Here is a 17,978-nt window from a genome sequence, read left to right on the forward strand (position 1 = left end):
ACCGGAGCAGAAGGCCCCGCCAAAGCGGGGCCTTCTGCCGTCGGTGGATCAGTGCGGGCGTTTTCGCAGTTGATGCGCCGGAATGCCGAGCAGCAGGATCAGCGCGCCGATTGCCAGGGTTACGCCGATCACGTCGAAGGCCAGGTACAGGCTGCCGGTGGCGGTCTTGATCGCCCCGACCACGATCTGGCTGATCACCCCCGCCAGGCCGCCGATGGCGCTGATCACCGCGATGCCGCCGGCTGCCCGTGTCGGGCTGAGCAGCGCCGGTGGGATGGTCCAGAACAGCGAGAGGGCGGACATCGCCGTCGCTGCGCCGACGGTCATCAGGATCACCGAGAGCAGCAGGTGGCCCTGGACGAGGCCGAGCAGGAAGAAGCTGCTGGCGCTGACCAGCATGGTCGCGCCGACGTGCCAGCGGCGCTCCTGGCGTTTGTCCGAGCTGCGGCCGAGCAGGTACATGCCGACGATGCCCACCGCGTAGGGCAGGCTGGCGAGCAGCCCGATGGACCTCAAGTCCTCCACGCCGAAGCCGCGGATCAGTGTCGGCATCCAGTACGACACGGTGTTCGAGCCGCTGTAGACGCAGAAGAACACCAGCCCGGCGATGTACACCCGCGGATCGCGCAGCACGTCGAGCAAGCGACCGTGGTCGCCGGATTTTTCCGGCTCGGTGGCCAGTGCGGCTTCCAGGCGGTCCTTCTCCTCGTCGCTCAGCCATTTCGCGTCGCGTGGGCGATCCGCCAGCCAGTACCAGCCGAACACCCCCAGCAGCATGGCGGGGATGCCTTCCAGGACAAACAGCACCTGCCAGTCGCGCAGACCCATCCAGCCGTGGAAGTGGGTCATGATCCAGCCGGCCAGTGGTCCGCTGGTGATGCCGGCGACCATCGCCGACATGATGAACACGGCGGTGATCCGGCCGCGCAGTTCGCTGGGGAACCAGTAGGTGAGGTAGAGAATGACGCCCGGGAAGAACCCGGCTTCGGCGACCCCGAGGAAGAACCGCGCGACGATCAGTTGGTTGGCGGTGGTGACGAAGGCGGTGGCGACGGTGACCATGCCCCACAGCACCATGATCCGTGTGAGCGTGGCGCGGGCGCCGACGCGCTGCATGTACAGGTTGCTGGGCACCTCGAAGAGGATATAGCCCAGGTAGAAGATGCCGGCGCCGATCCCGTAGGCGGCCTCGCTCAGGGCGATATCTTCGGCCATGCGCAATTTGGCGAAGGAGATGTTGAGGCGGTCGATGGCGTTGATCGCGTAGGCGACGACCAGGAATGGCAGCAGGCGCCAGATCACCTTGCGGTAAAGCGCCCGGGGCGAGGCCGGCGAGTTGGTCGTGGGCGACGCGGTCGTCTCGAACGTTTGACTCATGGTTGCTCCTGCTGGCGTGGCCAGATTGTTCTTGTTGTGTTCGCAAGCGGACAGGAGCGTCGAGGATAGGAGGGTGGTCTCGCGGCAGAACTCACCCGAAGGGGGGGTATAGGGGGGGGTATTTGTAAGAGGAAGTTGCAGGGGCCGGGCCCCTGCAACGACTGGACGGTGCGATCAGAACTGGTAGTTCACCGTTGCGGTGACGTTGCGTTTTTCGCCGAAGTAGCAGAAGTCCAGGCTGTAGCAGGACGCCACGTAGTCCTTGTCCAGCAGGTTGTTGGCGTTGAGGCTGACGTCCAGCCCCTTCAGGCCGACGCGGGACAGGTCGTAGCCGATGCGCGCATCCACCAGGGTGTAGTCCGGCACGCGCAGGGTGTTCTCCTTGTCCGCCCAGGTCTCGCCGACGTAACGGGCGCCGCCTCCAAGGGAGAGGCCATCTAGCGGGCCTGCGTCGAAGCCGTAATCGGCCCACAGCGAGGCCATGTGCTTGGGCGCCTGGTTCGGGGTGTGGCCCTGGTTGCCGTCCAGAGACTTCGTGTAGGTGATGTCGGTGTAGGTGTAGCTGCCGAGCACCTTGAGGTTGTCGGTGACCTGGGTGTGGGCTTCCAGCTCGAAGCCCTGGGAGCGCACTTCGCCCACGGAGGTGTAGAAGTTGTCCTGCGGCTCCTTGGAGGCAACGTTCTCCTGGGTGATGTGGAAGATCGAGGCGGTGTACAGGCTGCGGCTGCCCTCGGGCTGGAACTTCAGGCCGGCTTCCCATTGCTTGCCCTCGGTCGGCTCCAGCGGCGTGCCGGACTGGTCGGAGTAGGCGTTGGGGTTGAACGACTCGGAGTAGCTGATGTACGGCGCGACGCCATTGTCGAACAGGTACAGCGCACCGACGCGTCCGGTGAATTTCTTCCAGTCGTCGTCGGCCTTGCTGCCGGTGCTGCGGTTCTTGTCCTCGACCGTCACCCAGTCCTCGCGCATGCCGAGGGAGAAGCGCCAGTTGTCGATGTCGATCAGGTCCTGCAGGTAGACGCCGGTCTGTTCCAGGCGACGTGTGTGGTTGTCGTCCGGGTAGTAGCTGATGGCGTCGTTGCCATAGTGCGGATTGAACGCATCCAGCGGGGCGGCTTGGCCGGAGGACCAGTCCACGCTGGTGCGGCGGCGCTGGTAATCCAGGCCCATCAGCAAGGTGTGTCTGGCGGCGCCGGTGTCGAACTCGGCCTGGGCCATGTTATCCACGATGTACGCCTGCAGGTGCTCACGGGCGCCGGAGAAGTAGCGGTTCAGGGTGTTCTCGTCCGGCGCGCTCCAGCCGTACGCATAGACCTGCGAGAGGTCCACGTCGGAGTCCAGATAGCGGAAGTTCTGCCGCGCGGTCCAGACGTCGTCGAAGCGGTGCTCCAGCTGGTAGCCAAACAGGCGCTGGGTGCGGTCGAAGTCGTCCTGGCTCGGCTCGCCGTCGAAGAACTCGCGGGAGATCTTCTGGCCGTTGTGGTGGAACAGTGCGCCATCAGCCGGTACACCGCCGTGGTAGCCGCCGTTCGGGTCGTGCTGCAGGTAACCCTGCAGGGTCAGCGTGGTGTCGTCGGTGAAGTCGATGGCCAGGGTCGGGGCAATGGCGTAGCGCTCTTCCTTGACGTGGTCGAACTGGGTGTCCGAGCCCTTGCCCAGGCCGACCAGTCGATAGGCGATGCGCTTTTCCTCATCCAGCGGTCCGCTGAAGTCGAAGCCCATTTCCTTCTGGCCCATGTTGCCGACGGTACCGGTGATCTGGTGGTAGTCCTCGTACAGCGGCTTCTTGCTGGTCAGCGCCACCAGCCCGCCCGGCAGGCTGCGGCCGTAGAGCACTGAGGACGGGCCTTTGACCACGTCGATGCGTTCGAGGAAGTACGGGTCGATCTGCATCGAGCTGAAGGTGCCGCTGTCGCCCATGGCCTTCAGGCCGTCGAGGTAGATGTTGTCCACGCTGTTGTCGGCGAAGCCGCGCATCACCACGTAGTCGTAGCGGTTCGATGCGCCGACCTGGCCGGTGAAGATGCCGGGGGTGTAGCGCATGGCCTGTTGCACGGTCTTGGAGGCGGTGTCGTCGATCTGCTCGCGAGTGATCACCGAGACGCTCTGGCTGGTTTCCAGCAAGGACTTGGAGGTCTTGGTGGCGATCTGGCTGTGGGTTGCCAGGTAGCCGTCTTCCTCGCCCAGCGCGTTGCCCAGGGCGAACACGTCGCTGGAGGGCATGGCCAGCACGTCGGTCGGTGCGGCGGGGCGCAGTACGTAGTTGCCGTTGCCCTGGTCCGCGGCCTCCAGCGGCGTATCCACCAGCAGGCGCGACAGGCCCTGGTCTACCGAATAGGTGCCGTTCAGGCCGGCCGAGTTCAGCCCGCGCGTCTGCTCCGGGGTGGCCGACAGGGTAATCCCCGCCTTGCGGGCGAAGCTGTTCAGCACCTCGCCCAAGGGCCCGGCCGGAATGGCGTAGGCGCGGCTGTTGGTGATGGCGGCAGCGTCGGCGGCCAAGGCGGTCAGCGGCAGGCTGGCGCCCAGGCTCGCACAGAGCAGGGCGCCGCGTACGGCATGGGCCAGGCGGTTGGCGCTGGACGGGGTGGGGGACGGCATCGGGACGTGAACGGCTCGCATGGATGGGGTTCCGGAGAGGAAGGGAAATGAACGGGTTATTCCTCCTTGCCGGCCGACGCGGCGAAACCCGACAAAAATAATTCTCGATTGCGAAGAAATGTTACCCAAGGCCGAACTCGACGTGCTTTGCTACCCCGGCTAAACGGCGGATAACGTCGAACGTTATCCGCCCTACGTTCCAGCGCGGGCTCAGCTCCGTGCGCTCACCGTCACCCACCAACCCGTACGCTTCTCCACCCGCACGGGAAGCGTCTGCGGCAGCAGGGCCAGCAATTGATCGGTGTCGTCTAGGCGGAACACCCCGGAGAGGCGCAGGTCGGCCACGCTCGCATCGCAATGCAGATGCCCATGGCGATAGCGACCGATCTCAGCGAGGAAGTCCGCCAGACGCATGTTGCGGGTGACGATCAGGCCGTCGACCCAGGCGCAGCTGTCCATGTTGCTGCGCTCGGCCAGCAGGGCGCTGTCGCCGTTGATCTCGTAGGTCTGCCCGGCCTTGGCGATGGCGGTGGCCTGGCCGCGCACGCGTGGGGCGATGGCCACCGAACCGTCCGCGACGCTCAGGCGCGTGGAGCGCTCGTCCTGGCGCAGGACGAAACGCGTGCCCAGTGCCTCGAACAGGCCGTCGCGATTGCTCACCCGCAGTGGCCGCGCGGCATCCTTCGCCGTGCTCAGCAGCATCTCGCCGCGCTCCAGAAGCAGCAGGCGCTGGCGCGAGTCGAAGCGCACGTTCACCGCGCTGTCGGTGTTCAGTTGCAGCACGCTGCCGTCGGCCAGGGTGAAGCGCTTGCGCTCGCCGGTGGCGGTGCTGTAGTCGGCCATCCAGCGTTGCCAGGGGGCGACCTCGCGGGCCAGCCACAACGCTGAGGCACCGATCGCGAGGGAGGAGAGCAGCTTCAGCGCCTGGCGCCGCTGCAAGCGCTGGGTGGTGTTCTCCAGCGCCATGCGGGCGCCCGGCACGGCCTGGTAACCGGCTGCCAGTTCGCTGTTCAGCGCCTGCACCCGCAGCCAGGCGGTTTCGTGTTCGGGGTTGGCCTGGCGCCAGTGCTGGCAGGCGCTGAGCAACTCAGGGGCGGGATCGCCGTTCAGGCGCAGGGTCCACTGGATCGCCTGTTTCACCACCCGTGGATCGGGCGCGAGGCTGGCGCCGTTCATTCGGCGTACCGCAGCTGGTAGCAGTGGAACAGCGCTTCGGCGACGTAGCGCTCCACCGAGCGCACGGAGACGCCGAGCTGCTTGGCGATCTGCGCATGGGGCAGGCCCTCGCATTGGGCCAGCAGGAAGGCGCTGCGCACCTTGGGCTTGAGGCCGTCGAGCAGGCGGGCGATGTTTTCCAGCAACTGCAGGATGCTCTGCCGTGCCTCCGCCGAGGGCACTTCCGCTTGAGGCAGATGGGCGATGGCGTCGAGGTAGGCGCGCTCGAGTTCCTCGCGCCGCCAGTGGTCGATCACCAGGCCGCGGGCGATGACCCGCAGGAAGGCGCGCGGCGTGTGCAGTTCGATGCGCTCGGGCTTGAGCAGCACGCGCACGAAGGTGTCCTGGGCCAGGTCCGCGGCATCGGCGGCATTGCCCAGCCGGCTGCGCAACCAGTTGTGCAGCCAGCCGTGGTGGTCACTGTAGAGCGCGTGGACATCGAAAGTGGATGACATGGGCGAGCGAAATGCTGCAAATGATAATTTGTCGCATTTTCAATAAGCCATTGGCCATTTGCAAGCGTGCTCGCCGGATCGGTGTTGTTGTAGGAGCGAGCTTGCTCGCGAACAGATTTCCCCGGTAGCTGCGGTGCCGGAACGTTCGCGAGCAAGCTCGCTCCTACGAAAAGCGGCCATGCCGGCCTTCAGCGGTACCAGCGCGGCGTATACACCCAATCGCCGCCCCCTGCGCGGGGGAAGCGGCGGGTCAGGGACGAGCCGACGATTACCAGGGTGCGCATATCCACCATCTCCGGCACCAGCTCGCCGAGCGTCAGCACCCGCAGTGCCTCGGCTGGGCGGCCGATATCGCGGCCGAGCACCACCAGGGTTTCCGGCGCGCGGTGCTGGCGGACGATCTCCAGTGCGCGCCCCAGTTGCCATGGGCGTGCCTTGGAGATGGGGTTGTAGAAGGCCATGGCCAGGTCGGCGGCGCCGGCATGGTCGAGTCGCTTCTCGATCGTCTCCCAGGGCTTGAGGTTGTCCGACAGCGAGATCAGACAGAAATCATGCCCCAGCGGCGCGCCGGCCTTGGCGGCGGCGGCCAGGGCGGCGGATACACCCGGCAGCACCTCCAGCTCCACGCCGTGCCAGTGCGGATCGCTGCTTTCATGCAGTGCTTCCATCACCGCAGCGGCCATGGCGAACACGCCGGGGTCGCCGGATGAAATCACCACCACCCGCCGTCCGCTGGCGGCCAGCTCGAAGGCGTGGCGGGCGCGCTGCTTTTCTTCGCGGTTGTCGGTGCAGTGGCGTACCTGGTCGTCGCGCAGTGGCTCGGCCATGTTCACGTAGGTTTCGTAGCCGAGCAGGTCCTGCGCCTCGTCCAGTGCGCGCCGCACGGCGGGGATCATGAAGTCGCTGGCGCCGGGGCCGAGGCCGATCACGCTGAGCCGCCCGCGCGGCTGGCCGATGCGCTCGGCTTCGGCGGGCGTCGCGGCGCGGAGCAGATGGAAGGAGTCGCCGTGCAGCACGTCCGGCGGCAGTGCTTCATCTTCGTGGATAAAGCGCAGTGGAACGCCCAGCTCGGCGGCGGCACCAGCCAGGGCGGGATCGGCCATGCGGCAGCGCGGCGCCACCAGCGCGGCCAGTGATGCCTCGGCCAACCCGGCTTGCACCATACCCTGGCGGATGCGCTGGGGTAACTGCGAATCCACCAGCGTGACGTGGGCGAGCACGATGCGCGGATGGATACGCAGCTCGTTCTGTGCAATGCCAGTGGCGCGCGCGTCGATGCGCAGGGTGTGCGCGGCGTCCTCGGCCAGCGGCAGGTCCAGCTCGTCCAGCCAGGGCGCGTCGCCTTCGATGCGCAGGGTATCGCCGCCCAGCAGGTCGGAGACGAAGCGTTTGCCTTGCTCGATATCGGCCAGGGCATAGCCTTGGGGCGGGTCGAGCAGGCAGGCGCCGAAGCGCAGTTCGCCGCTGGTAGTGATCGCTGGCGCCACATCCAGCGCGGCGGCGATCTCGCGGGCCATGCGGTTCACCCCGCCCAGGCCGCCGAGCAACGGCACCACGGCGCTGCCGTCTTCGGCGACGGCCAGCACGGGAGGCTCCGCGCCCTTTTCGACGAGCAATGGAGCGAGGGTGCGGATGACGATGCCGGCAGCGCACAAGGCGATGATCGGGGTGTCCTCGCGGTACAGCTGGCGCAGGGTATCGCCGAAGTTTGCGTAGGACTCGTCGGCGCCTTCGACGCGGTCCTTCAGGCCCAGCACGCGCGCCTGCGGATAAACCCCCTGGAGGCGTCGCGCGGTGGCCAGCGCACCCTGGCCGAGAATGACGATGGCGGCGCGCATCAGCCGTTCCACCGCTGGCCGGGGATGACGATCATCGAGAAGTAGGGCGAGGCCATCGGGTCCACGTCGTCCAGCGCCACAATGCGCTGCTCGCGCATGGTGGCCCGCTCGACGTAATGGGCGCCGCCGTCGCGGCCCAGTTCGCGCAGCACGCGGCGGACCTTGTCGAAGTTGCGCCCGAGCTTCATTACCACTGCCGCATCGGCGTCAGCCAGGCGGCGCTTGAGCTCGTCTTCGGGCAGCACGCCGGACAGCACCGAAAGGCTCTGGTTGCGGTACACCAGCGGCACGCCGAGCACCGCCGCGCTGCCGAGCATGGAGCAGACGCCGGGTACGACTTCGGTGTCATACCGCTCCGAAAGACGGTCGTGCAGGTACATGTAGGAGCCGTAGAAGAACGGATCGCCCTCGCAGATCACCGCCACGTCGCGGCCGGTGTCCAGGTGCGCCGCTACTTGTGCCGCGGCAGTGTCGTAGAAGTCGCTGATCACCCCTTCGTAGGTCAGCGGAGGTTCCAGCTTCTCGGTGGTCACCGGGTAGACCAGCGGCAGGCGTTGCTGCGTTTCCAGCAGGTGCTCCTCGATGATGGCGAAGGCGTTGCCGCCCTGGCCGGCATGGTGCTTGGCCTTGGCCACGAAGTAGCCGATCACCGGGGAGGCGCGCAGCAGGCGCAGGGCCTTGAGGGTCAGCAGTTCCGGGTCGCCCGGGCCGACGCCCAGGCCGATGAGACGGCCAGCCATCATTCCACCTCCGTGGCCAGGGCGTTCACCGCGGCGGCCGCCATCGCGCTGCCGCCGCGGCGACCGCGGACGATCACGTAGGGCACGCCACGGCTATCGGCGGCGAGGGCGTCCTTGGACTCCATGGCGCCGACGAAACCCACCGGGAAGCCGAGGATCAGCGCGGGTTTCGGCGCGCCTGCATCGAGCATTTCCAGCAGGTAGAAGAGGGCGGTCGGCGCGTTGCCGATTACCACCACGCTGCCTTCCAGGTGCTCGCGCCAGTGCTCCAGCGCCACCGCCGAGCGGGTGTTGCCCAGCTCGCGGGCGAGCGCCGGAACGTCCGGATCGTTGAGCGTGCAGATCACCTCGTTGTGGGCCGGCAGGCGCGCGCGGGTGATGCCCTCGGCGACCATCCGCGCATCGCAGAGGATTGGCGCGCCGTTGGCCAGGGCTGCACGGCCGATGGCACCGGCACCTTCGGAGAAGCGCAGGTCCTGCACCACATCGACCATGCCGCAGGCGTGGATCACCCGGACGGCGAGCTTTTCCAGATCGGCGGGAATGCCGGACAGGTCGGCTTCGGCGCGGATGGTGGCGAAGGATTGGCGATAGATCGCCTGGCCGTCGCGGATGTAATCAAGCATCGGTGGGGACTCCGGGCGCGGCGAGCAGGTCGCCGGCGGCATCGAGGGAAAGGTTGCGCGCCAGCGGCTGGCCGAAGCCGGCCACGCCATCGGCGCGACGGAACAGGTCATAGCGGCCGTCGGCGACGGCCAGCAGGGTGTAGGGCGCGACGTGGGCGGCGGCGCAGGAACGTGGGCAACCGCACAGGTGCACGCCGGCCGGAGGCGCGTGGCGCAAACGCTCGGCCAGGCGCAGGGCATCGGCCTTGGTGTCGGCCAGTCCGCGCGCGCAGCCGCTGGAACCGCTGCAGGCGACGATGCGCGACAGCGGCTGTGCGGCTTCGGTCAGCAGCCGGAGGTTCGCCAGCGCAGCGAGCACGACGGCAGCGTCGGACTGGGCCACATCGGGGAGGATCAGACTTTGCCAGGGCGTCAGACGCAGTTGTCCGCCACTGAAGCGCTCGGCGAGATCGGCCAGGCCGAGCAGCAGGGTGCTGTCGAGCCGTCCGAGGACGAATCCTGCGCCGACCATGGCGCGGTCCGGCTGGCGCTGCGGATGAATCCCGAGGTGCGCAAAGGCTGTCGGCGCAGGACGACGCCAGTTATCCACAACCGGGCCGAGTTGCAGGGCGAAGGGCAGGCGTTGCTGCAGGTGCTCCAGCAGCGTCTTGTCGCCGAGCGTTTCGCGCAGATGGCGCATGCGCGTCTGGCCATCGCCGGCGAGATCGAGGAACAGGTGCAACAGGGTTTCCACCAGCAGTGGCACCTGCTCGGCGGTGACAGCGGCGAGGGCGGGGCGATCCGTCTCGTTTCGTGGTGGGCAACCGGCCAGGCCGAAGGCGAACAGCGGCGCCGCAGCGTCGGAAATCGCCGACAGCCAGATATCGTTGGGATGCTCCAGCATTGCCAGCGCTTCGCCGCCGTCCAGCTGGATGCCGAACTTGGGTGACAGGCTGTGGAAGCGCGGGGTGTCTTCCAGCAGATCGAGCAACTGGTGAGCCAGTCGCCTGGCGTCGAATGCCATGTCCAAGCCGAGGGCCGGGCTGACCAGCAGGTTGCGCACGTCGTCGGCCGCCAGCTCGCGCGGGCCGAGGCCAGCGGCCAGCAGCTCGCGGCTCAGCGTGTTCTCGATACCGGCGTGTATGCCACGGATCTGCAGGTTGGCGCGGTTGGTCGCTTCCAGCACGCCGTCGGCATGGCGCTTGGCTGCCTGGGCGATGGCGCGCGCGGCGCGGGCATCGAGTTGTCCACAGGGCAGCTTGATGCGGCAGATGCCGCCATCGCGGGAGGGCACGATGCGCAGCAGGCCGGGGCAGGCTGACGGACGGACGGGCAGAACGGAGGATTCGTGCACTGAGGTCACCAGGGCTGGGTCGCGGTGACCTGCGAATCCCCCACGGGGGACTTCACGACACCGATACACCCCGCTCGATGTCCGCACGCGCGACTGGTCTCGTCGGCAGGTCTCCTGGCTGACAGGTCGTCATCCTGCGCGGCCTTCCCGGTTACCCAGTGGCCTGATCGACTGCATGAAAAAGATCATCATGCGGTCGGATTGCGCGGACTCGCTGCTTACAGTTGCGGGGGCAGCCACGGTTCAACCGTGTTCCCTCTTCGGCTCTCGGATGCATCGCCTTCAAACAGCGAAGCGTCCTACGAGCACCGACGATGCGGGTATTATGCCTGCTTTGCCCGAGGGCGGGACAAGCCTGCCCGTCGGATCGATCGCCGCACCCCTTCAGAGGAATTCCCATGACGCCTTGGCTGACCATCGTCGGCATCGGCGAGGACGGTTACGCCGGCCTCGGCAAGGCCGCGCGCCGTGCGCTGCTCGGCGCCAGCGAGGTGATCGGCGCGCCGCGCCAGCTGGAGCTGCTGCCGCACTGCCTGCGGGCCAATCGCCAGGCCTGGCCGAGCCCGTTCAGCCTGGAGCCGGTGCTGCGCCGGCGTGGCCAGCCGACCTGCGTGCTGGCCAGCGGCGACCCGATGTGGTTCGGGGTTGGCGCGAGTCTCGCCCGTCAGATTCCGGCTGAGGAGGTGCTTGTGCTTTCCGCGCCGTCCTCCGCTTCGCTGGCCGCCGCGCGGCTGGGCTGGGCGCTACAGGAGTGCACCTTGCTGTCCCTGGTGGCTCGCCCCTTGGCGGCGCTCAATGCGCAGATTCATGATGGTGCGAAGCTGCTGATCCTCAGTAACGACGGCAACAGCCCGGCCGCCATTGCCGCGCTGCTGCGCGAACGCGGTTTCGGCCCGAGCCGGATCAGTGTGCTGGAACACCTGGGTGGCGAATCCGAGCGGCGTATCGATGGCCTGGCCAGCGATTGGTCGCTGAACAGCAGCGCCGCCCTGAACCTGGTGGCGGTGGAATGCGTGGCTGGCGCCGATGCCGTTCGCCTGCCGCTGACCACCGGCCTGCCGGATGACGCCTTCCGCCACGACGGCCAACTGACCAAGCGCGACGTGCGCGCCGTGACCCTGGCGCGCCTGGCGCCCAGGCCGGGCGAGCTGCTCTGGGACGTCGGCGCCGGCTGCGGCTCCATCGGTATCGAATGGATGCGCGCCCATCCGAGTTGCCGCGCCCTGGCCATCGAGGCGAACGATGGGCGCCAGGAGCACATCCGCTTCAACCGCGACGCCCTCGGCGTGCCGGCGTTGCAGCTGGTCTGCGGCGCGGCGCCGGAGGCGCTGCAAGGGCTGGAACGCCCCGACGCGATCTTCATCGGCGGCGGCGTGACCGTGCCGGGCGTCCTCGAACATTGCTGGGAGCAGCTCAAGCCGGGCGGCCGTCTGGTCGCCAACGCCGTCACCCTGCAAAGCGAGGCGCTGTTGGTGAGCTGGCGCGAGCGCATCGGTGGCGAACTGACTCGTCTTGCCGTGGCCCAGGCCCTTCCGCTGGGTGGTTTCGATACCTGGCGCGCGGCGTTGCCGATTACCCTGTTGGAAGTCTGGAAACCGCTGGCCGACTGAACCATGCGTGACGAAACCCCCGAGGAACCCCGCCCACTACGCAGCGGCTACACCACCGGCAGCTGCGCCACCGCCACCAGCCTTGCTGCGGCGCGCCTACTGCTGACCGGCGAAGCCAGCGACGCGGCGCAGATCGCCTTGCCCAAGGAACGTCTCGCCACCCTGCGCCTGGAGTTCTGCCGGCTGACTGCCGAGGGGGCGGAGGCGGGCACCCTGAAGGATGCTGGCGACGACCCGGACGTCACCCACGGCGCGCTGGTCTTCGCCCGCGTTGCGTTGAGCGCCGAAGCGGGTGTGCGCTTCCATGCCGGCGACGGTGTCGGTACGGTCACCAAACCCGGCCTGGTGCTGGCGGTGGGCGAACCGGCGATCAACCCGGTGCCGCGCCAGATGATGCACGACAACCTCGCCGCCCTGGCCGCCGAATGTGGCTACACGGGCGGCTTCGAAGTCACCCTCGGCGTCGAGGGCGGCGCCGAGCTGGCGCTGAAAACCATGAACCCGCGTCTGGGCATTCTCGGCGGGCTGTCCATTCTCGGTACCACCGGGATCGTCCGGCCGTTCTCCTGTTCGGCCTACATCGCCTCGATCCAGCAGGGCATCGACGTCGCCCGCGCCAACGGCTTCCGCCATCTCGCCGCCTGTACCGGCAACGCCAGCGAGGACGCCATGCGCCGCCGCTACGGTTTCGACGACACCGCGCTGATCGAGATGGGCGACTTCGCCGGCGCCGCCCTCAAGCACCTGCGCAAGGCGCCGGTGGAGCGCTTCAGCGTCTGCGGCGGCTTCGGCAAGATCAGCAAGCTCGCCGCCGGCCACATGGACCTGCACAGCCGACACTCCAGTATCGACCTGCCGCAGCTGGCGGAGTGGGCGGCGGAGATTGGCGCGTCGGCGGACCTGCAACAGCGCATGCGCGAGGCCAACACCAGCCAGCAGGCGCTGGCGCTGTGCCGCGAAGAAGGAATTGCCCTGGGGGACGCCGTTTGCGCCCGCGCACTGGCGTTCGCACGGCGTATCGTGCCGGCCGAAGTACGGCTGGAAGTCTTCGCCATCGACCGCCAGGGCAACCTGGTCGGCGAGTCCCTGGAGGCTCGATGAAGCGTGTCCTGCTGCTGGGTGGCATCGGCGAGGCGCTGGCCGTTGCGCGTCGGCTGGGACCGCGACACCTGTACAGCCTCGCCGGGCTGGGCAAGGTACCGGACGACCTGGCCTGTGAAGTGCGCGTCGGCGGCTACGGCGGCGCGGAAGGATTGGCTGCGTTCATCCGTGAACAGGGCTTCGACCTGCTGCTCGACGCGACCCATCCCTATGCCGCGCAAATCAGCGCCAACGCCGCCCGCGCCGCACAACTGGCCGACGTGCCCTGCTGGGCGTTGCGCCGTCCCGGTTGGCAAGCCGGTGCCGGAGATGACTGGCGCGAGGTGGCCGGCTGGCCGGCGCTGATTGCCGCGCTGGAGCGCTTCCGCCGGCCGCTGTTGACGATGGGCCGCGAGCCCCTTGAGCACCTCGACGAGATTCCCGTGCACCAGCACTGGACCGTACGTTGCCTGCAAAGCCTGCCGGGCAACGGGCGCGCCGAGGTGCTGGGTGCGCGCGGTCCCTTTACCCTCGACGGCGAGCGCGAACTTTTCGAGCGTCTGGGCACCGACGTGCTGGTCAGCAAGAACAGCGGCAGCCAGGCCACCGAGCCGAAGCTGCAGGTCGCCCGCGAGCGGGGAGTGCCGGTGCTGATCCTGGCGCGGCCGCCGTTGCCGGAGGTGGATCGGACATTCGAGAGCGTCGATGCGCTGTGGGCTGCGCTGGAGCCGTTCACCTAGCGCCGGGTTTCGCCGGCATTACGTCGCGCTCTATGCTGTCTGCCATTTTCACAGGGAGTGACGATCATGCTGCGAATCCTCGGACGCGCCTCTTCGATCAACGTGCGCAAGGTGCTCTGGACCTGCGCCGAGCTGGATCTGCCCTACGAGCGGGAAGACTGGGGCACGGGCTTTCGCTCCACCGCCTCGGCGGAATTCCTTGCGCTCAATCCCAACGCCATGGTGCCGGTGATCGTCGACGGCGACTTCGTGCTCTGGGAGTCCAATGCCATCTGCACCTACCTGGCCGGCCAGTACCCACGCAACGACCTGCTGCCGACCTCGCCGCGCGAGCGGGCGCGGGTGGAGCAATGGATGGGTTGGCAGGCCACCGAGCTGAACAACGCCTGGCGCTATGTATTCATGGCCAAGGTGCGCAACAGCCCGAGCCACACCGACGAATCCGCCGTCGCCCTGAGCGAGGCGCAGTGGAACCACTGCATGTCGATCCTCGACCAGCAGTTGCAGAACACCGGTGCTTTCGTGGCCGGTGAGCGCTTCACGCTTGCCGACATCGTGCTCGGTTTGTCGGTGAACCGTTGGTACCTGACACCCATGCAGCGTCCTGACCTGCCTGCCGTGGCCGCGTACTACGAGCGGCTCAGCGAGCGACCGGGGTTTCTTCTGTATGGGCGGAATGGGGAGCCTTGAGGGCTGGAGAGAGGCGGCTCCCAGCGCTAGCCCGCTGAAGCTTCGTCGATGCGCCGATACTCCGCCCCCAGCTCGTCCGCCAGCTTCCGCGCGCGTCCCAGCCGCACCGCGCCACCTTCGATATCCACCAACAGACTCGGGCAGGGCAGGGGCTGCAACGCCGGCCAATCCCGCAAGCGGCCATCGGTGAGCACCAGCAGCCGCTGATGCTCGCCCGGCTTCTGCCGCTGGCGCTTTTCCAGCCAGTCGCGGGCCTGCTGCAGTGCTTCGATCAACGGAGTGCCGCCGCCGGCACCGAGCTGTTCCAGCCAGGTCTGCAATTGCGCCGAAGCTTTCTGACCTTGCCACAGCCAGCGCGGCTGAGCGCCCGTGGCGTGGAGTACGGCGAGGCGGGCGCGTTGGCGGTAGGCTTGTTCGAAGGTCTCGGCGAGCAAGCCTTTGGCCTGTGCCAATGCGCCGTGGCGGCGGGTGCTGGCGGAGGCGTCGACTATCACCAGCCAGAGTTCGGCGGGCTTGCGGCTGCGGGCGCGCAGCACCAGGTCGGCGCGATGTTGCGGGCGGCCGTTACGCAGAGTGGCGGGCCAGTCGATGCGGCCGAGCGCGCCCTGTTGGCGGGCGCCGCTGCGGCCGCCGGCGAGCTGGCCGGGTCGGGGGTTGGCATCCGCGCCTGGGGCCGGGCGCGGGCGGATGCTCAGGGCTTTTTTGGCCAGCCCGTCAGTTGCCGGCGTTCGCCCATGGCGACGCTCTGGGCAGGCATTTCGCCCCACTGGCCTTCGCCGTTGGAGGCGCTGGACGGCGCCTGGGCCTGACTGGAAGAGGACTGCGGCGGCGTAGTCGATTGCGGCGGTGCATGGCGACGGCGATGGGCGAGGGCGAAGTGCTCGACCGCGTCGATGTCCTGCGCCTCGATGGCGTTGGCACCGCGCCAGGCGGCATGGGCACGGGCGGCGCGCAGCCAGACCAGGTCGGCACGCAGGCCGTCGACGCCGGCGGCGTGGCAGCGCTCGGCGATCTCGTTCAGCGCAGCGTCATCCAGGGCAATCGCGGCAAGGCGTTGGCGTGCCTCGACGCAGCGCTGTTGCAGTGCCTGCTGGGCTTCCTGCCATTGATCGAGAAAGGCCTGCGAATCGCCATCGAAGGCCAGGCGGCGCCGGACGATCTCGGCGCGCTCGCTCGGCGCCGGCGTGCCTTGCAGTTGCACCTTGAGGCCGAAGCGATCCAGCAGTTGCGGGCGCAGTTCGCCTTCCTCGGGGTTCATGGTGCCGATCAGCACGAAGCGCGCCGGGTGGCTGTGGGACAGGCCGTCGCGCTCGATCAGGTTGATGCCGCTGGCGGCCACGTCGAGCAGCAGGTCGACGAGGTGGTCGGGCAGCAGGTTCACCTCATCCACATAGAGCACGCCGCCGTGGGCGTGGGCCAGCACGCCGGGGGAGAACTGTGCGCGGCCTTCACCCAGCGCCGCATCCAGGTCGAGGGTGCCGACGATGCGCTCCTCGCTGGCGCCCAGCGGCAGGGTGACGAAGCGCCCGCCGTCCAGCAGGTCGGCCACGCCACGCGCCAGGGTGGACTTGGCCATGCCGCGGGGCCCTTCGATCAGCACGCCGCCGATGGCCGGATCGATGGCTGCCAGGCACAGGGCCAGCTTCAACTCATCGGCGCCGACGACGGCAGCCAGTGGGAAATGGGGAAGGGCGGTCATGGGGATTTCCTGCGGATTTCGTCCGTGCATGGTAGCGAACCGGGCGTACGACGCGCGACTCATGTCCATCGCCTTCATAGAGACAAGTCATTGATCGGCGCGCCGCGATGCAGTAAGTTGAGCCCCATTCCACGGAGAACATCATGCCGTCCAGCCTGTCCATCCAGTCCCTCGCCCGCCTCGGTGCCATTGGCTCCGCGGTCGTTCGCGCGCAGGTTCTGGCCGCGGCTGCCGGCTATTTCTTCTATGGGTATTGGTTTAGCCAAAGGCGCGCCTGATACCCCACAGGCGCCCTAGCAAGCAGGGTCGCCAACCAGACAGATTCACGAAACCCCGGTCGGCAACCCGACCGGGGTTTTTGTTTTTCCGGCCCACAAGGCCAACGAATTGAACCGAGCCAAAACGCTCAGACAGAGGATCGACACATGAACACCACTTATTACCGCTATTACCGCAACTCCGACTGGCGATTTAGCAGCGCGCTGCGTGCCACCCAACGAGCCTTGCCACGAACACTTAGATAGAGCGCCGAGCGCGGAAAGAACACCGCGCCGGCCAAGGATGCCAGTCAGATGAACGCTTCCACCTCCACCCTGATCCGCCACGATATCCAGCAGTCCGCCGAAGTCCTGGACCTGCCCTTGCCCTCCGCTCGCCGCCGCGAACAACCGCTGCCGAGCCCCGTCGAACTGCGCCAGCGCCTGCCGCTGTCCGCCGCCATGGCCCACCGCGTCCGCGAAGGCCGGGAGGCGATCCGCGCCGTACTCGACGGCCGCGACCCGCGCCTGCTCGTCGTCATCGGCCCCTGCTCGCTGCACGACCCCGTTTCCGCCCTCGAATACGCCGACCGCCTCGCCGAACTGGCGCCGCAGGTGAGCGACCAGCTGCTGCTGGTAATGCGCGCCTACGTCGAGAAACCACGCACCACCATCGGCTGGAAAGGCCTGGTCTACGACCCGCAGCTGGACGGCACGGGCGACATGGCCGGCGGCCTGGAACTGTCGCGCCGGCTGATGCTGGGCATGCTCGAACGTGGCCTGCCGATCGCCACCGAACTGCTGCAACCGCTGGTGGCTGGCTACTTCGACGACCTGCTGGGCTGGGCCGCCATCGGCGCGCGCACCAGCGAATCCCAGGTGCACCGCGAGATGGTCAGCGGCCTCGACCTGCCGGTGGGCTTCAAGAACGGCACAGACGGCAGCATCGGCATCGCCACCGATGCCATGCGCTCGGCCGCTCACCCGCACCAGCACTTCGGCATCGACGCGCTGGGCCGGCCTTCACTGGTGCAGACCCAGGGCAACCCGGACACCCATCTGGTGCTGCGCGGCGGCCACGCCGGGCCGAACTTCGATGCGCAGAGCGTGCAGCAGATTCGCCAGGGGCTGGAGAAGCTCGGCATCGAGCCGAGCATCATGGTGGATTGCAGCCACGCCAACAGCGGCAAGGACCCGCTGCGCCAGCCGGCGGTGCTGGACAGCGTGCTCGACCAGCGCCTGGCCGGCGATGCATCGCTGCGCGGCGTGATGCTGGAGAGTCATCTGTTCGACGGCTGCCAGCCGCTGTCCGGTGAGTTGCGCTACGGTGTCTCGATCACCGACGGCTGCCTGGGCTGGAGCGGCACCGAGGCGCTGTTGTTGAGCGCGGCCGAGCGTCTGCGTCGCGGCTGATACCAAGGTGGCGGCGTACAACCGCGAACGGTTGTACGCCCTACGCTCGAATGCTTTTCGTAGGAGCGAGCTTGCTCGCGAACATGCCCCCGCAGCGGAGGCGGGTTCGCGAGCAAGCTCGCTCCTACAAAATCAAAAGCCCCTCACCCTAACCCTCTCCCGCAAGAGGGGGAGGGGACAGTGACGTGCAGGGGGAACCGGGGTGCCAGCCGGCAGGATCGGCTCCCTCTCCCTCAGGAGCGGGGCGCGCAGCCAGGGCTGGGGTGAGGGAATGCAATGGCGCGAGATTCCGCGGTACAAAGACGGC

General features: G+C 67.9%; 16 protein-coding genes and 1 riboswitch. Of the genes, 6 read left to right on the forward strand and 10 right to left on the reverse strand.

The window, feature by feature from the left end; translation table 11 throughout:
* Nucleotides 1-48: 48 nt before the first annotated feature.
* From O6P39_RS03215 to cobG, 8 genes are all read right to left on the reverse strand, one after another.
* Nucleotides 49-1,377, reverse strand: a complete 1,329-nt coding sequence (locus O6P39_RS03215) for an MFS transporter (RefSeq protein WP_275609993.1) — start codon at nt 1,375-1,377, stop codon at nt 49-51.
* 174 nt (nt 1,378-1,551) lie between these two features.
* A complete protein-coding gene (locus O6P39_RS03220) occupies nt 1,552-3,996 on the reverse strand; it encodes a TonB-dependent siderophore receptor (RefSeq protein WP_275609994.1) in 2,445 nt (814 codons plus the stop codon).
* Nucleotides 3,997-4,185: 189 nt separating this feature from the next.
* A complete protein-coding gene (locus O6P39_RS03225; RefSeq protein WP_275609995.1) occupies nt 4,186-5,151 on the reverse strand; it encodes a FecR family protein in 966 nt (321 codons plus the stop codon).
* Nucleotides 5,148-5,645: a sigma-70 family RNA polymerase sigma factor gene (locus O6P39_RS03230; protein WP_275609996.1), complete on the reverse strand. Its 498-nt coding sequence runs from the start codon at nt 5,643-5,645 to the stop codon at nt 5,148-5,150. Before O6P39_RS03230 ends, O6P39_RS03225 begins: the two co-directional genes overlap by 4 nt.
* 188 nt (nt 5,646-5,833) lie before the next feature.
* Complete coding sequence (gene cobJ / locus O6P39_RS03235; protein WP_275609997.1) at nt 5,834-7,483, reverse strand: precorrin-3B C(17)-methyltransferase; 1,650 nt, start codon at nt 7,481-7,483, stop codon at nt 5,834-5,836.
* Entirely contained in the window at nt 7,483-8,226 is a 744-nt protein-coding gene (locus O6P39_RS03240; RefSeq protein ID WP_275609998.1) for a precorrin-2 C(20)-methyltransferase, read from the reverse strand. The genes cobJ and O6P39_RS03240 overlap by 1 nt, the downstream gene beginning before the upstream one ends.
* Nucleotides 8,223-8,849 (reverse strand): precorrin-8X methylmutase, encoded by a 627-nt coding sequence (locus tag O6P39_RS03245; protein ID WP_275609999.1) that lies wholly within the window; start codon nt 8,847-8,849, stop codon nt 8,223-8,225. The genes O6P39_RS03240 and O6P39_RS03245 overlap by 4 nt, the downstream gene beginning before the upstream one ends.
* The gene (gene cobG, locus O6P39_RS03250) at nt 8,842-10,182 is read right to left on the reverse strand and encodes a precorrin-3B synthase (protein WP_275610000.1); all 1,341 of its coding nucleotides are present in this window, start codon (nt 10,180-10,182) and stop codon (nt 8,842-8,844) included. The genes O6P39_RS03245 and cobG overlap by 8 nt, the downstream gene beginning before the upstream one ends.
* A gap of 86 nt (nt 10,183-10,268) precedes the next feature.
* Nucleotides 10,269-10,510: riboswitch (cobalamin riboswitch) on the reverse strand.
* 70 nt (nt 10,511-10,580) lie between these two features.
* Between cobG and cbiE the strand changes: the two genes are divergently transcribed.
* The 4 genes from cbiE to O6P39_RS03270 all read left to right on the forward strand — a co-directional run bounded on the left by cbiE (nt 10,581) and on the right by O6P39_RS03270 (nt 14,302).
* Nucleotides 10,581-11,792: a precorrin-6y C5,15-methyltransferase (decarboxylating) subunit CbiE gene (cbiE, locus tag O6P39_RS03255; RefSeq protein ID WP_275610001.1), complete on the forward strand. Its 1,212-nt coding sequence runs from the start codon at nt 10,581-10,583 to the stop codon at nt 11,790-11,792.
* A 3-nt stretch (nt 11,793-11,795) separates the two neighbouring features.
* Nucleotides 11,796-12,893 carry a cobalt-precorrin-5B (C(1))-methyltransferase gene (locus O6P39_RS03260; protein ID WP_275610002.1) on the forward strand — a complete coding sequence of 366 codons (1,098 nt, stop codon included), beginning with the start codon at nt 11,796-11,798 and terminating at the stop codon, nt 12,891-12,893.
* Complete coding sequence (locus O6P39_RS03265; protein ID WP_275610003.1) at nt 12,890-13,612, forward strand: cobalt-precorrin-6A reductase; 723 nt, start codon at nt 12,890-12,892, stop codon at nt 13,610-13,612. The genes O6P39_RS03260 and O6P39_RS03265 overlap by 4 nt, the downstream gene beginning before the upstream one ends.
* Nucleotides 13,613-13,678: 66 nt before the next feature.
* Nucleotides 13,679-14,302: a glutathione S-transferase gene (locus O6P39_RS03270; RefSeq protein WP_275610004.1), complete on the forward strand. Its 624-nt coding sequence runs from the start codon at nt 13,679-13,681 to the stop codon at nt 14,300-14,302.
* A 26-nt stretch (nt 14,303-14,328) separates the two neighbouring features.
* Here the strand turns inward: O6P39_RS03270 and O6P39_RS03275 are convergent, their stop codons facing one another.
* Together O6P39_RS03275 and O6P39_RS03280 are read right to left on the reverse strand one after the other, a co-directional pair.
* Complete coding sequence (locus tag O6P39_RS03275) at nt 14,329-15,012, reverse strand: VWA domain-containing protein (RefSeq protein ID WP_275611873.1); 684 nt, start codon at nt 15,010-15,012, stop codon at nt 14,329-14,331.
* Nucleotides 14,994-16,001 carry an AAA family ATPase gene (locus O6P39_RS03280; protein ID WP_275610005.1) on the reverse strand — a complete coding sequence of 336 codons (1,008 nt, stop codon included), beginning with the start codon at nt 15,999-16,001 and terminating at the stop codon, nt 14,994-14,996. Before O6P39_RS03280 ends, O6P39_RS03275 begins: the two co-directional genes overlap by 19 nt.
* A 143-nt stretch (nt 16,002-16,144) precedes the next feature.
* On the opposite strand from O6P39_RS03280, the gene O6P39_RS03285 reads away from it, so the two are divergent.
* Both O6P39_RS03285 and O6P39_RS03290 read left to right on the forward strand, forming a co-directional pair.
* The gene (locus O6P39_RS03285) at nt 16,145-16,279 is read left to right on the forward strand and encodes a hypothetical protein (protein WP_275610006.1); all 135 of its coding nucleotides are present in this window, start codon (nt 16,145-16,147) and stop codon (nt 16,277-16,279) included.
* Nucleotides 16,280-16,573: 294 nt separating this feature from the next.
* Nucleotides 16,574-17,671 carry a 3-deoxy-7-phosphoheptulonate synthase gene (locus O6P39_RS03290; protein WP_275610007.1) on the forward strand — a complete coding sequence of 366 codons (1,098 nt, stop codon included), beginning with the start codon at nt 16,574-16,576 and terminating at the stop codon, nt 17,669-17,671.
* Nucleotides 17,672-17,978 lie beyond the last annotated feature (307 nt).

This window comes from Pseudomonas sp. PSE14 (assembly GCF_029203285.1).
In the GTDB taxonomy this organism is placed as follows: domain Bacteria; phylum Pseudomonadota; class Gammaproteobacteria; order Pseudomonadales; family Pseudomonadaceae; genus Pseudomonas.